Origin of the sequence: Aquamicrobium sp. LC103 (assembly GCF_001014615.2) — a bacterium.
Taxonomy (GTDB): Bacteria; Pseudomonadota; Alphaproteobacteria; order Rhizobiales; family Rhizobiaceae; genus LBCQ02.
This window is the reverse complement of the sequence record NZ_LBCQ02000009.1, coordinates 26,554-40,265: the sequence shown is the minus strand read 5'-3', so window position 1 is coordinate 40,265 and position 13,712 is coordinate 26,554. Positions and strand designations below refer to the sequence as shown.

Below are 13,712 nucleotides of genomic sequence, written 5' to 3'. Positions count from 1 at the left end.
CAGAAAAATGAAGCGTGGCAACCCCATGCGCCCGAAGAATATCAATCCTCTGTTTGTCCGAGCGCGAGCGGGATAGCTTACCTGTGGCGAGAAAAACGCTCATGTGAACGTGTCATTGCGCTCCTACCGCAGCAACTGGTCTCATCGGAGTGTTTCCCAAACAAGCTTTCGTGATCTAGTCTAGCGAGGATGAAGGCCTGCTGCGGAGAAATGATACTCAATGAGTGTGAGCAGTATGGAGATGCTGCCCATCTTTGTTCAAGCCCCGTACACTCCTTGAAGCTTGTCGAAGATCTCAGGCGCGATTTGATATTGGCGCGCCTTGCCTCGACCTAGCGAAGTACGTCCCCACGATTCCAAAAGCAGGCCGCGAGCGACAAGCGGATCTAGCGTTTCCTGCGCTGCCTTCCGCGTCATACCGGTCAATTCGGTTACCGTTGTGATCGTCAGGGCGGTATCCGCTTTTTGCAGACTATAAAGCAGGTTCATCATTCCGAGTTGCCGCAAGCGTGAATTCGGTGTCTCGCCGGGTAGGGGCTTCGACATGATCTCACGCGTCATGAGGGTCGCAAAAACGGTGTTTTGCCAGCGGGAATCCAGGGGGGTTGGCATGTTCTTTACTATGCGTTATCGTTCAGTATATCGTATCTTTGATATCGCCACGAGAGCAAATTTCTAAATGGCGGAAAGAGGGAGAAAGAGTATGACGAGATGCCGGTTCGTTCAATCTTCATCCGCGACCTTACTGTGCTTTCCAGCACATATAATTTCTTCAGTGGGCGCGCATCATTATGATCAGAACCGCGCTATGGACCATGGGCTTCGTCCCCAGGCAGCGCAAAAGTGCGCGCTTTTCGGCCGCTTACCGGAGTTTTGCCGCTCGACAAGCCGCTCGATCGCGAGACCCGGCGGCGCCGGCTCCATCTCAATACGAAACAAATCCCATCATCACAGCGGCCTGAACTTTTTGCCGCTCGTCGAACTCGGCAGTCATACCGATTTCGTTCGCGGATCACCCGACCCAAATAACGATTGCACTTGTCGCCGCGTGTGCCGTGAGGAACGAAAACGCCATACCGACAAACACGTCGCGGGCGGAGCATGGTTGGATGAGTGGCTGAGCCAAGAAAAAATCGTGGTGGCACGGCGAAACATCCCGGTTCAGCAAGGATGCATCGATGCCGGCGTCGAAAAGGCCGGCCATAGCCGCGGAGTCTAGGGTGGACTTCGTCGATCTGGCACAACACTGCGCGCCACAAATCACCGTCGAGACGCTGGCAGCTGTCGTGAGCCTGGAAAGCGATTTTCAGTCGTTGGCGATAAGGATTAATTCCGATCATCGACTACCGGAAGAAGAACCCAAATCCAGGTTTGAGGCGATCGAGACGGCCTCGATGCTGGCCGCTACCGGATTTGATATCGATCTGGGGCTTGGTGGTGTCAGTTCCAAAGATCTCGTCCGTCTTGGCATGTCGATCGCGGATTCCTTCGATCCCTGCTCCAATCTTGAGGCGACCGCGGCGCTGCTTGTGGAGCATTACCGGAAGGCTATCCGGCAAGGAGCCACGGGTAAGAACGCCGAGACCCTGATGCTTCGAGCCTATTACGGGCGCGGGGACGCTCTGATCGGAAAGCTTGTCGGCTACGAAAGGCAGCTAGCTGCCGAACGCGCGCGTTTGCGCTTCATGCTGGGCAATATCGCGATCGACGCTCCAACCCACATGAACAAATCGGGCAGCGACGATCGGGAAAAAGCCGCCCCGGCTGATGTCGCGGATGAAAAGGCGATTGGACAGGCGCCAGCCGCGTCAAGTCGTCCGTGGGATGTTTTCAGTTCAGGCCGCGGCTCCTCCGTTCTGGTGTTTTCGGACTAGCAAGGGGGTTCCAAGGATGACCAGCGAAGCTCGTTTCAGGCAGCCCGCCACCACGGCAATGGCAGCGGTGTTCTGGCTTGCAATGATCGAGCCGACTTTCGCGCAGTCTGGCGTCGAAAATGTTTTGCAGAACATCGTCGACATGCTGCAAGGCAACGTCACGCGCCTCCTTGCCATTATTGCCGTCATCATCGTTGGCATTACCTGGATGTTCGGGTTCATGGACCTGCGCAAGGCCGCATACTGCGTGCTGGGTATCGGTATTGCCTTCGGTGCCCACGAAGTCGTCAACGGGCTTGCGGGCGGTGGCACGTGAGTAAGGTCCCAGAACTTGACGAAGATATATTGTTCCTCGCCTGCACGCGTCCAGCGATGGTTGCCGGCGTTACCATGGAGGCCATGGGGATCAACATGATCTGTACGACGATCTTCTATCTCGCTGCGGGGTCCGTGGCTTACGCGCTGGTCGGCATAATGTTCCACTTCATCTTCAAGGCGCTCGTTAAACACGACCACAACATGTTTCGAATTCTGCTTGGTTGGGTCGAAACCCGAGGGCGGGCGCGAAACGGCTTTTTTTGGGGCGGGTCGAGCTTGACCCCACTCAAATTGGTGCGGCGCTACGATGAAAGGGATCTTGAACTTGCTTGATATTGCGGGCGCTCGCAAACGCGAGCTCGAACCAGAAACCTTTATCCCCTATGTCCGTCATGTCGACGACAAGGCGATAGCGCTCGATTCGGGCGCCCTTCTGGCGATGATCGCGCTCGATGGTGTGTCGTTCGAGACAGCGGACCCGCTGGACCTCAATGCCTTGACCCGGGACCTGAACACCCTTTACCGCAATGTCGCCGATGAGCGGCTGGCCCTTTGGGCGCATGTCATTCGCCGGCGGGAGAACGAATATCCGGGCGGCGAATTTCAAAGCGGCTTTTCGCGCGGATTGAACGAGGCATACCGCACGCGAATGGTCGGTGCGGACCTGTTCCGCAATGATCTTTATCTTAGTCTGCTCTGGAGTCCCGACAGCGAACTTACCGGGAGGTTCGCCGCTTTCATATCGAGATTGCGCAAGCCTTGGAAGGCCCGTTTCCAATTCGATCTCGACGACCTCAAGCGGTTGCAAGATGCCGTCGCTGACGTTTCAGCAGGGCTCAAACGCTTCGGACCTCGCGTTCTGTCGCTAGCGGAACGGGACGGCCTTATCTTTTCGGAGCCGAGCGAGGTGCTGCATCAACTGGTCGGCGGACGTCGAGAGATGGTACCGCTGACACATGGCAGAATATCGTCCGCGATCTACTCGGATCGCATCATTGTTGGTCGAGAGACCATTGAGGTCCGGCACGAAGGCGCAAGCCGCTTTGCCGGCATGTTCGGCTTCAAGGAATATCCCGCGCGGACACGTCCGGACATGGTCGATGGGCTGCTCACCGTCCCTTGCGAATTGATCCTGACACAGAGTTTCTCGTTTCTGTCCAAAGCGGACGCCAGAAAGGTGATGGCGCGCAAGCAAAACCAGATGGTGAGTGCCGGCGACAAGGCAAGCTCGCAAATCGAGGAACTCGATCGCGCATTGGACGAGCTTGAATCGAACCGTTTTGCCATCGGCGATCATCATCTGACGTTGGCGGTGTTTGCCGACACAGTGAGCGAACTCACGGAAAATCTGGCCAAGTGTCGCATGCACCTTACCAACGGTGGCGCGCTGGTTGCCCGAGAGGACCTCGGTTTGGAGGCGGCCTGGTGGGCGCAGCTGCCGGGAAACTTCCGTTATCGACTTCGATCAGGTGCCATCACGTCGAGAAATTTTGCGGGACTTTCCGCCTTTCATTCTTACCCGGCAGGCCAACAAGAAGGAAATGAATGGGGTCCGGCAGTCGCACTTCTCAAAACGGCTTCCGGTTCGCCTTTCTATCTCAATCTCCATCATGGCGATTTGGGAAACACATTCGTCGGCGGCCCGTCGGGATCGGGTAAAACCGCGCTGCTGAACTTCATCTTGGCACAATGCGAAAAGTTCGGCGCGCATGTGGTTCTCTTCGACAAAGACAGGGGCGCAGATTTGTTCGTGCGCGCCGTTGGGGGGACCTACCTGCCTTTGCCAACCGGCCGGCCTACCGGATGCGCACCTTTGAAAGGGCTAGAATTTACGCCGGATAACAGGGTCTTTCTGGCGCGTTGGATCTCCAAGCTGATCGACACCCAATCCAGGGAACTGACAGTTGCTGAAACGCGCGACCTTGCTCAAGGCATCGATGGCCTGGCTGATCTTCCCGTCGAGCGCCGAACCATCGGCGCTTTACGCGCATTCCTCGACAATACCGATCCAGAAGGCCTCGCCGCGCGACTGCACCGCTGGGAAAAAGGAGGTCCGCTTGGTTGGGTTTTCGACAACGACACCGACGACATTGGCATCGGTGAAAAAATCCTCGGCTATGACATGACGGACTTCCTCGACAATGAGGAAATCCGTGCACCGATGATGGCCTATCTCTTTCATAGGATAGAGCAGCTGATCGACGGCCGGCGGATCATCATCGTCATCGACGAGTTCTGGAAGGCGCTTGATGATGATGATTTCCGGGATTTGGCGCACAACAAACTCAAGACGATCCGCAAGCAGAACGGGTTGATGCTGTTTGCCACCCAAAGTCTTCGCGACGCTATCAAATCTCCTATCGCGCACACGATCATCGAACAGTGCGCGACCCAGATATTCATGCCAAATCCACGTGGTGCCCAGGAGGACTATGTCGGCGGCTTCAAGTTGACGGGCCGCGAATTCGAGCTGATTTCGCGGGAGCTTTCCATCGAGAGCCGACGCTTCCTCGTAAAGCAGGGGCACAACAGCGTCGTCGCCGAACTCAATCTCGACGGGCTCGATGACGAACTCGCAATTCTTTCCGGGCGCACACTCAATACCGAACTCGCCGACGCGATCAGGGCGCAGGTCGGTGATGATCCCGAAATCTGGTTGCCGATCTATCACAAGCAAAGGAGCGCTGAATGACCCAAACTCGAACCGCTCTATCGGCTGCTTTTGTGGCCTTCCTATTGTCGACCGGCGACGCTGACGCCCAGGGAATGCCCGTCATTGATAAAGCCGCCATCCTAAAACATATCGAAAGCATCACTCAGCTGAAGTCCCAGCTCGATGCCCTGAATCAGCAAATAGCACAAGCTGACCAACTGTTGGGTTCGCTCAACAAGGTGACGAATATGGCCGATGTGGCTTCTGTCTTAAATCAACCTGCAATCCGCAATGCACTTCCAGATGATTTTGCTGAAATCGAGAGCCTGATTGGCGGCGACGGGGCGGACATTTTCGGCGACGCGGCTGCAAGGTTTCTGGAGAGAAACTCAAGCTATCGGATTTCGGCGAACGACTTTTACACGCAAGAGCTGGCGCGCGCGCAAAATCGCAATGCCGGGCAGTTGGCCCTCGGGCAGCAGATCTATGACGCCGCAACGAAGCGCATCGACGGTATCGATCAGTTGCGACGGCAAATATCGAACGCACATGAGGCCAAGGATATCGCTGATCTTCAGGCGCGCATCCAGGCCGAAAGTGCGTTCTTGCAGACAGACTTCTTGCGCATGCAAGGCCTGCACATGATCCAGCAGGCTCAGCTGCAGGTCGAGCAACAGCGCCAGGCGGAGGATTGGCGCAGGCGGATAGACAAGATGAACTCGGCCTTGTCGCCATGAGGTGCCTGATCGCTCTTATTCTCCTGTCGGCAATGGCAGCCTGTTCCGAGCAGCCGGGGGAACGCACATTGACCGTCAGCGAATTGGTCGCCGATGACGTCTTGCGCGCGCATCACATCGCGCGTTGCCGCGAAAACCCCGGAGAACTTGGCCATACGCCGAACTGCCGCAACGCACAGGAGGCGGAAGGAAAGGCACGCTTCCAGCGCATGAAGAAGGCGTTGGGAGGTTGATGCCGCTCATGTACACCGTCTTCGAATTCCTCGACAGCCAGTTTACTGCTCCGCTCCAGGACTTCATCGATTCAGGAACGAGCGGCATCAGCAGCTGGGTGACAGGTCCGCTGGGCGCGGCATTGACGCTCTATGTCATTTTGTACGGCTTTCTGGTCCTGCGCGGCTCCGTCCAGGAGCCGGTCATGGATTTCGCGTTTCGAGCGATAAAGCTGGCCATCATCCTGATGCTGGTCAGGGATGCGGCCGTGTATCAGGCCTATGTGACAAGCGTGTTCTTCGACGCTCTCCCGAGGGAAGTGTCAGAAGCGCTGAACACGGCAGGAGCGCCGAGCGCCACGACCTTCGACAGCCTTCTGGACAAGGGCCAGAGCGCGGCCAACGATATTTGGGCGCAAGCGGCGTGGCCGGTCGATCCATTGACGAGCATTGCCGGCCTCGTCGTCGTGGTCGTGACCTTCATCGTCGCCTCCATCGGTTACGTGGTTTCGCTCTACGCCCGGGTGGCACTCGCGATCGTCCTTGCGATAGGACCCATCTTCATCGCCCTGGCGATGTTCCAAAGCACCCGCCGCTTCACCGAGGCGTGGATTGCCCAACTCGCCAACTTCGTGATCTTGCAGGTGCTCGTGGTCGCGATCGGTTCGCTGCTGGTCTCGAGCTTCGCCACGATGTTCACGACGGTTGAAACATACAGCGACGTGCTGATGCGTCCGATCGCCGTGGGTGCGGTGGGATTGGCGTCGCTTTATGTCTTCTATCAGTTGCCGGGTATCGCGTCCGCGCTTGCCGCCGGTGGGGCATCACTCAATTACGGCTACACCGCCTCGCGCGATGGTCACCAGAACACCATTGTGAGGAGCATCGGTCACGGCTGGCGAAAACTGGCCGGTCGCTGAGCATAGCCGTCTTCGCTATCGGGAGTACCAGAACGTGAACTTCATACGTCCCTTTCTGTTGGCTGGATTAATGTGTGTGACAGCAGGCTGTGCATCGCTGAACTCTCCCCCACCCAAATGCGATGGCTATGCAAAACGCCCGCTCAATCGCTCCATGTGGGAATGGAACGAACCCAGCCTGTCGTTCGAGTACCCGCGGCCCGCTGTAACAGACACGATGATGCCTGCCCTCGCTTTCGCGAAAGCTGCAGGTGTCGAGACAAAGCAGATCGCGCTCCTGCGACCCGACGATGCCGATTCATATCGCGACTGCGAGACAGGATAGGCGCATGGTGGTGACGGCCGACGATCTCAAGGAATATTTCGACAAGGCGCGGCGTTTCGACCAGGACCGCTTGGTGGAAGCGGAGCGTTCGCGGCGTCTTGCATGGTGCGCGGCCGCTGTGGCGAGCGGCCTTGCAATTGTTTCCGTGTTTGCCGTGGCACAATTGACACCGCTGAAAACCGTCGAACCCTTCGTCATACGTGTCGACAATTCCACCGGGATCGTTGACGTGGTGTCGGCACTTACGTCGACGGCAGGGACATATGAAGAGGCCGTAACCAAGTATTTCGCCGCCCGCTACGTGCGTGCGCGTGAAGGCTATGTCTGGTCGGAAGCGGAAGAAAACTTCAAGATTGCGTCGCTCCTGTCAAACCCTGCGGAGCAGCAACGTTTCGCCGCTCAATATCGCGGAAGCAACCCGCAATCACCGCAGAACGTCTACGGACGCAATGCATCGGCTAAAATCACGATCAAATCCATATCCTTGATCAGCGCGAACGTCATTTCCGTTCGCTATATACGCACCATCACACGCGGCGACGACGTTCTTACCACCCATTGGGTGGCTTCGATCACCTACTCCTATGCAAATGCCCCGATGTCCGCGAGCGATCGGCTGGTGAATCCGCTGGGCTTCATCGTCAGCGAGTATCGGGCCGATCCGGAGGCTTTCGATTGATGCGTAGAACAGTTTTCGCGGCCATAGCGGCATCACTGGTGTCAGGCCCTGCACTGGCGCTGGAGGTGCCGACGGGCGCTCAAGGCGACAATCGCGTGCGCTTCATCAATTATCAGCCCTACAACGTCACTCGTATCGTCGGAACGCTTCGCTCTTCGATTCAAATCGAGTTTGCACCCGATGAAGAGATTGCACATGTCGCGCTCGGCAATTCGGTTGCCTGGGAAGTGGCACCGGCCGGTCATATCCTTTTCCTCAAGCCGCGTGAAAATCAGCCGACCACCAACATTTCGGTCGTGACGACACGGCGCGACGGATCCAAACGCAGCTATCAGATGGAGCTGGTGGCGCGCGAGGGAGCCATCACCGTCGGCGAGGACACCTATTTCTATGTCAAGTATCGCTATCCCGCCGACGAGGCCGAACAGCTGCGGCGCGAGCGAGAAGCCCGTGATCGCGCTGCTGAATCCGGTTATGCCGATGAAGTGCTGGGGTATCACGAGCAATACGGACCGCGAAACTGGAGGTATTCGGCACAAGGCTCGGCGGCGATTGAGCCCAGGGCGGTCTACGACAACGGAAAGGTGACGACCTTCGCGTTCAGCGGCAACCACGAGATGCCGACCATCTATATCGAGAATTCGGACGGGACCGAGAGCCTGGTGCCGAAGACGGTCAAGGGTGACCTGGTTCTCGTTCACGCCATTGCTCGTAAATTCATACTCAGGCGAGGTGCCGACACACTGTGCATCTTCAACGAGGCCTATTCACCGATCGGCATCGACCCTGGAACCTCCACCACCTCTCCGTCGGTCGAACGTGTTTTGAAGACTCCCCGACCCGCTCTCTAGGAGGCCTAATGTCTGATACGTCTGAAATCATCATCCCCGGCGAGCGTGCGGAAACGTCAGCATCTGGCAAGGGTGGCGGCAATCAGTTGCTGAAGCGTGGTGTCGTGGTCGCCGCGATGATTGCCTTCATGGGCGTTGCGATGTGTTCGATGCGATCCGAGCCGGATGAAGAAAGTGCTCGGGAAAGGCCGACCGCGATCAGACAGACCACGCAATTCGAACCAGCAAGGGAGGAACCGATGCCGGTTGAAGAACCGTTGCCGGAGATAGAACTTCCTACACCGGTCGCCGCGGACGCGTCACTTGCCGACGAGCTTCTCGACGCTGCGCGGCGCGCACCGGTAATGGCGTTTCAGGCGGGAGAAACCGGAACCCCAAATCGCCTGCCGGCTGCCGCGGAGCAGTCGACGAATCCGGAGTTCAGCGCGTTTGACGACACAATGACAGGTGACAGCGTCGAAGGCGAGGATGAACGGTTCAACGGAATGCTGACACCAACGGCACTGGCAGGTTCGAAAGCGGCGCACCTCGGCAATCGCAATTTCGTCGTTGCCATGGGAACGTCTATTCCCTGCGCGCTCGAAACGGCACTCTCGTCGGATCAACCAGGCTTCGTCAGCTGCATCGTCACGCGCGACGTTCTCTCGGACAATGGCCGCGTCGTCTTGATGGAGAAAGGCACTCAACTTGTCGGAGAGTATCGAGGGAGTTTGCGTCGTGGGCAAAGTCGTCTTTTCGTTCTGTGGAATCGTGCCAAGACCCCAGCCGGAGTAATCGTCACCTTGGCATCTCCCGCCACTGACGCCTTGGGGCGCGCAGGTTTCGATGGCCATGTCGACACGCACTGGTGGGAGCGCTTCGGCAGCGCGTTACTGCTGTCGGTGGTTGCAGATACCACTGCATGGGCAAGCCAGGAACTGCAGCGCAGTGACATGGCCGCACAACGATCAATGAACGCAGGTAACGATGCCGCGGCGATCGCGGTCGAGCAGTCGATCAATATCCCTCCCACACTTACAAAGCATCAGGGATCGCTCGTATCGATCTTCGTGGCCAGAGATCTGGACTTTTCGGGTGTTTATGGACTGCGGGTGAGAGAACCGCGGAACATGATCTACGATCGCGCCGTGAAGGGAGATTTTCATCCGCGATCTGATCCGATCAGGAAGTAGGACGGCGTGACGGAAAATCCCGATGCCGGTGTCGTTCGGCAGCTTCTGCTTCCTCTCGCCGATCTGCTGGAGGACGCAAGCCTTTATGAGATCGTCATCAACAAACCTGGAGAAGTTCTGACGGAAGGCGCTGACGGCTGGTCACGACACCAAAAGCCGGAGCTCACCTTCGAAAAACTCATGCGGCTTGCCCGGACGGTCGCCAGTTTTTCCAATCAGAGGATCAACGAGTCACGACCCTTGCTCTCCGCCACGCTTCCGGCAGGAGAGCGTATTCAGATCGTCGTGCCGCCCGCCACGAGTGCGCAAACGATCAGCATCACGATACGAAAACCATCGTCGGCCTTCTTCACGATGGACGAAATGGAAAGGAAGGGATTGTTCGATCAGGTCATTTCCTCGGCGCAGGTCACCCAACAAGACGACCCATTGCTGGACACTTATGAAAGCGGTCGATACCGCTTCTTTCTCGAAGCCGCGGTGATGGCGCGCAAGAACATCATCATCTCCGGCGCCACCGGCTCGGGCAAGACGACGCTCTCGAAAGCCCTTATCCAGCATATTCCGCCGCAGGAGCGGATTATCACGATCGAGGATACCCCGGAGCTCGTGATCCCGCATGTGAACCACGTGCGTCTTTTCTACTCAAAAGGAGACCAGGGCCTTGCGAGAGTAGGGGTCAAAGACCTCCTGGAAGCGTGCCTGCGTATGAGACCTGATCGTATTCTTCTGCAGGAGCTCCGCGACGGCGCGGCTTTCTACTATATCCGCAATGTCAATTCCGGGCATCCAGGATCAATTACGACGGTTCACGCCGATTCAGCAAACCTCGCATTTGAGCAACTGACGCTGTTGGTCAAGGAATCCGAGGGAGGCAGCGCACTTGCTCGAGACGACATCCGAAGATTGCTCGAAAGCGCGATAGATGTGGTCGTTCAATGCAGGCGGGTGCGCGGGGCATTCAGGATCGCGGAAATTTGGTACCGAGAAGTGCGTGGCTGACAAGATACGCTTCGGTCAAGGTCATGCGTCGCAGATTAGGCGGCGAACGCCGAGCGATGTTGCGCCGTTCACGCAGTACCGCACCGATCCGCTCCGAATGCTGGTGCCTTGCCATCTCGGTGCAGCGTTATTGCCATATGGCATAAATTAACCTATTTTATGCCGAAGGAAATTGTCATGCTGCAGGAAATTCCGCGTACTCAAGCTGCGCCAGAGGTTCCGGAAATCACTGCCGAGGAGGCGGAAGCGATGGCGCGGGCCGTGATCAGACTCTTTGAGAAATGGAATGTGTCCGACGCACAAGCTCGCGAAATCCTAGGGGGACTCGCTGCGCGCACCTATGCGCGATGGAAGGCCGGCGAACCCGGTCGCATCGATCGTGATCTCACTACGCGTCTTTCGCTGCTCATGGGCATCCATAAGGGGCTGCGCTATCTTTTTTCCGATCCTGAGCGAGGATACGACTGGGTGAAGAAGCCGAACCGAGGCTTTGGCGGCCGCAGCCCGGTCGAGACTATGGCGCAAGGGGATATCTTTTCATTGGCGCGAGTGCGATCCTATCTCGATGCCGAGCGCGGCGGCTGGTGAGCGGTAGCCTCTCGGTTGTCCGCGTACACTGGCCGAAAGCCTTCCGGACTATCCGTTCCATCCATCCGCCCATCGACCTTTTCGAGGACATCGCCGATCCCCGGGACTGGGATGCGCTGGCCTCGGCGGAATCGAAGACCAATCCGCGTATTTGGGATCATATCGGCAGGCTCGATCTGGTGCCGCCGGAACGGCGTGTGAGCGGACCTGGCGCCAGCTATCTCATGGCGCCGTTTGTCCATATCAGCACCGACCGACCAGGACGTTTCACCAACGGCACCTACGGCGTTTACAGTGCCGGTGACCGGGAGGAGGTGGCCATTCGGGAAGTCGCCCATCACCACGCAACGGCGATGATGAACAGCGATGAGGAGCCGGGCTGGACCTCGCAGTTCCGCATGCTGATCAACCGGATCGATCTCGATCTGCATGACGCGAGGCCACATGAGCGTTATCATGACCCGGGCAATTATGGGGCTTCACAGACCTTGGGTCAAAGCCTTCGATCCGGCGGCTCCAACGGCATTGTCTATCGCAGCGTGCGTAGTCCGGACGGCGAATGTGTAGCGATCTTCTGGCCTGATCTCATGGATGTTCCGGTTCAGGCGGATCATTTCGACTTTCATTGGGATGGAGAGCGTGTCGACAAGATACGCAATTGCCGCACCAGCGTGATCTTCGCCCTGTGACCCGCATAGACACGACTCTATCTTTGTCGAATGCCTCGATTGAATCTGCATCGATGTGATCAAGTATGAACGAACGCGCTTTGATAGAAAATGCAATGCGAGTTCATCACCGGATAGTGGCAATCTACCTTTTCAATGGGTAGTTTGCGGCTGCATCTGCGTGATGCCTGATACATTTGAAAACAAGAATGGGGAACCGAATGAAAAGGACTATGCAGAGGCTGACCATCGGCCTTGCCGTATTTATTGCCTCCAGCCTGGCCTCTTCGGCTGCATGGACGCAGTCCATCGTGATTGCGATCGGCTCGGAGCCGTCGACGCTCGATCCGCAGCTTCGCGACGATGGCGGCGAACGGCAGGTCAATGACAACATCTATGAGACATTGATGGCGCGCACGCCTGAAGGCGAGCTCGTGCCGGGTCTCGCGGCCGAAGCCCCGAAGCAGATCGATGCAACGACCTGGCAGTTCAAGCTGCGCGAGGGCATCAAGTTTCACAACGGGGAGCCGTTCAATGCGGATGCCGTGGTGGCTTCCGTTGCCCGGGTCATCGATCCTGCGAACAATTCGGAGCAGATGGCCTATTTCAACACGATCAAGGGTGCTGAGAAGGTCGACGATCTCACCGTCAATTTGCTGACGACCGGTCCGGATCCGATCCTGCCTTCTCGCATGTACTGGATGAAGATGATCGCGCCCGGCTATGCCAAGGAGGGCGATCTCGCTAGCGCGCCGGTAGGAACGGGTCCCTATAAGTTCGACAGTTGGAATAGAGGCACGGATCTGAAACTCGTCGCCAATATGGAATATTGGGGTGGCGAGCCGGCTGTTGACGATGTCACCTATCGTTTCGTGACCGAGCCGGGCACCCGTCTTTCCGGCCTTCTGTCAGGCGAGTTCGATGTCATCACCAATCTCCTGCCGGAATTTACGGCGAACGTGCCGAAATTCGCTGCCGTCCCGGGGCTTGAAACATCGGTCTTCGTCCTGGGCACCGACAACGAGGTCACGAAAGATCCCAGGGTGCGCGAGGCCCTTAACCTCGCCATCGACCGGCAGGCCATGATGGAAGGGCTTTTCATGGGCTATGCGACCATAGCGAAGGGATCGCACATTAATCCGGCCGCCTTCGGCTTCAACGAGAAGCTAGAGCACTATCCCTACGATATCGAGAAGGCCCGCGCGCTGATCAAGGAGGCGGGTGCCGAGGGCAAGCCGCTCGTCGTGGTTGGAGAATCCGGTCGCTGGTTGAAAGACCGCGAGCAGATCGAGGCGGTTGCCGGCTATTGGGCGGAGACTGGGTTGAGCGTGACCACCGACATTCAGGAGTTCTCGCAATATCTCGATAGTCTGATGGGTGACGGTCCGCGCCCCGATTCGATTTTCATCGCCAATTCCAACGAGCTGCTCGATGCTGACCGTGAAATGTCCTTCATCTATCACAAGGACGGAGCGGCGGCTTCCAACTCCGACGCGGAGATGGCCGGCATGATCGACGCGGCCAGGATCGAGACCGATGTCGATAAGCGCAAGGCGCTCTATGATGAGATTCAAAAGAAGGGGCACGATCTGAGTTACACCGTGCCGTTGTTCAATCTCCAGGACATCTATGGCATGTCCGAACGCATGGAATGGCAGCCGCGCGTCGACGCAAAGCTGATGGTCAGCGAGATGAAAGTCATCGAATAGACCG

At 57.4% G+C, this 13,712-nt stretch carries 16 protein-coding genes and 1 pseudogene; 16 read left to right on the top strand and 1 reads right to left on the bottom strand.

Translation table 11 applies throughout. The features are described 5' to 3' along the window. Window positions 1–258: 258 nt before the first annotated feature. Complete coding sequence (locus tag XW59_RS17700; RefSeq protein WP_246666126.1) at window positions 259–561, bottom strand: MarR family transcriptional regulator; 303 nt, start codon at window positions 559–561, stop codon at window positions 259–261. 247 nt (window positions 562–808) lie between these two features. Between XW59_RS17700 and XW59_RS29375 the strand changes: the two genes are divergently transcribed. From XW59_RS29375 to XW59_RS17625, 16 genes and pseudogenes are all read left to right on the top strand, one after another. Further along, a complete protein-coding gene (locus XW59_RS29375) occupies window positions 809–1,219 on the top strand; it encodes a hypothetical protein (RefSeq protein ID WP_170990171.1) in 411 nt (136 codons plus the stop codon). 1 nt (window position 1,220) lies between these two features. Continuing rightward, window positions 1,221–1,874 carry a transglycosylase SLT domain-containing protein gene (locus XW59_RS17695; RefSeq protein WP_246666125.1) on the top strand — a complete coding sequence of 218 codons (654 nt, stop codon included), beginning with the start codon at window positions 1,221–1,223 and terminating at the stop codon, window positions 1,872–1,874. 16 nt (window positions 1,875–1,890) lie between these two features. After that, a complete protein-coding gene (locus XW59_RS17690; protein ID WP_047146716.1) occupies window positions 1,891–2,190 on the top strand; it encodes a TrbC/VirB2 family protein in 300 nt (99 codons plus the stop codon). Next, a complete protein-coding gene (locus XW59_RS17685; RefSeq protein ID WP_047146715.1) occupies window positions 2,187–2,525 on the top strand; it encodes a type IV secretion system protein VirB3 in 339 nt (112 codons plus the stop codon). Before XW59_RS17690 ends, XW59_RS17685 begins: the two co-directional genes overlap by 4 nt. Next, window positions 2,500–4,884: a VirB4 family type IV secretion system protein gene (locus tag XW59_RS17680; RefSeq protein WP_047146714.1), complete on the top strand. Its 2,385-nt coding sequence runs from the start codon at window positions 2,500–2,502 to the stop codon at window positions 4,882–4,884. The genes XW59_RS17685 and XW59_RS17680 overlap by 26 nt, the downstream gene beginning before the upstream one ends. After that, window positions 4,881–5,582 carry a P-type DNA transfer protein VirB5 gene (virB5, locus tag XW59_RS17675; RefSeq protein ID WP_047146713.1) on the top strand — a complete coding sequence of 234 codons (702 nt, stop codon included), beginning with the start codon at window positions 4,881–4,883 and terminating at the stop codon, window positions 5,580–5,582. Before XW59_RS17680 ends, virB5 begins: the two co-directional genes overlap by 4 nt. After that, complete coding sequence (locus XW59_RS17670; protein ID WP_047146712.1) at window positions 5,579–5,815, top strand: EexN family lipoprotein; 237 nt, start codon at window positions 5,579–5,581, stop codon at window positions 5,813–5,815. The genes virB5 and XW59_RS17670 overlap by 4 nt, the downstream gene beginning before the upstream one ends. Window positions 5,816–5,823: 8 nt before the next feature. Continuing rightward, window positions 5,824–6,714 carry a type IV secretion system protein gene (locus tag XW59_RS17665; protein ID WP_047146905.1) on the top strand — a complete coding sequence of 297 codons (891 nt, stop codon included), beginning with the start codon at window positions 5,824–5,826 and terminating at the stop codon, window positions 6,712–6,714. Window positions 6,715–6,784: 70 nt separating this feature from the next. Then, a pseudogene (locus XW59_RS29655) lies at window positions 6,785–6,892 on the top strand (type IV secretion system protein VirB7); the annotation flags it as partial. Between the two features lie 154 nt (window positions 6,893–7,046). After that, the gene (locus XW59_RS17655; protein WP_047146904.1) at window positions 7,047–7,718 is read left to right on the top strand and encodes a virB8 family protein; all 672 of its coding nucleotides are present in this window, start codon (window positions 7,047–7,049) and stop codon (window positions 7,716–7,718) included. Next, the gene (gene virB9, locus XW59_RS17650; RefSeq protein ID WP_047146711.1) at window positions 7,718–8,569 is read left to right on the top strand and encodes a P-type conjugative transfer protein VirB9; all 852 of its coding nucleotides are present in this window, start codon (window positions 7,718–7,720) and stop codon (window positions 8,567–8,569) included. The genes XW59_RS17655 and virB9 overlap by 1 nt, the downstream gene beginning before the upstream one ends. Window positions 8,570–8,577: 8 nt before the next feature. After that, window positions 8,578–9,741, top strand: coding sequence for a type IV secretion system protein VirB10 (gene virB10 / locus XW59_RS17645; RefSeq protein ID WP_047146710.1), 1,164 nt, complete (start codon window positions 8,578–8,580; stop codon window positions 9,739–9,741). 6 nt (window positions 9,742–9,747) lie between these two features. Beyond that, entirely contained in the window at window positions 9,748–10,743 is a 996-nt protein-coding gene (gene virB11 / locus XW59_RS17640) for a P-type DNA transfer ATPase VirB11 (protein ID WP_047146709.1), read from the top strand. A gap of 177 nt (window positions 10,744–10,920) precedes the next feature. Then, window positions 10,921–11,331, top strand: a complete 411-nt coding sequence (locus XW59_RS17635; RefSeq protein ID WP_047146903.1) for an antitoxin Xre/MbcA/ParS toxin-binding domain-containing protein — start codon at window positions 10,921–10,923, stop codon at window positions 11,329–11,331. Further along, window positions 11,328–12,020, top strand: coding sequence for an RES family NAD+ phosphorylase (locus XW59_RS17630; protein WP_136068302.1), 693 nt, complete (start codon window positions 11,328–11,330; stop codon window positions 12,018–12,020). The genes XW59_RS17635 and XW59_RS17630 overlap by 4 nt, the downstream gene beginning before the upstream one ends. Before the next feature lie 200 nt (window positions 12,021–12,220). Further along, window positions 12,221–13,708, top strand: coding sequence for an ABC transporter substrate-binding protein (locus XW59_RS17625; protein WP_047146707.1), 1,488 nt, complete (start codon window positions 12,221–12,223; stop codon window positions 13,706–13,708). The last annotated feature ends 4 nt before the right edge of the window (window positions 13,709–13,712 follow it).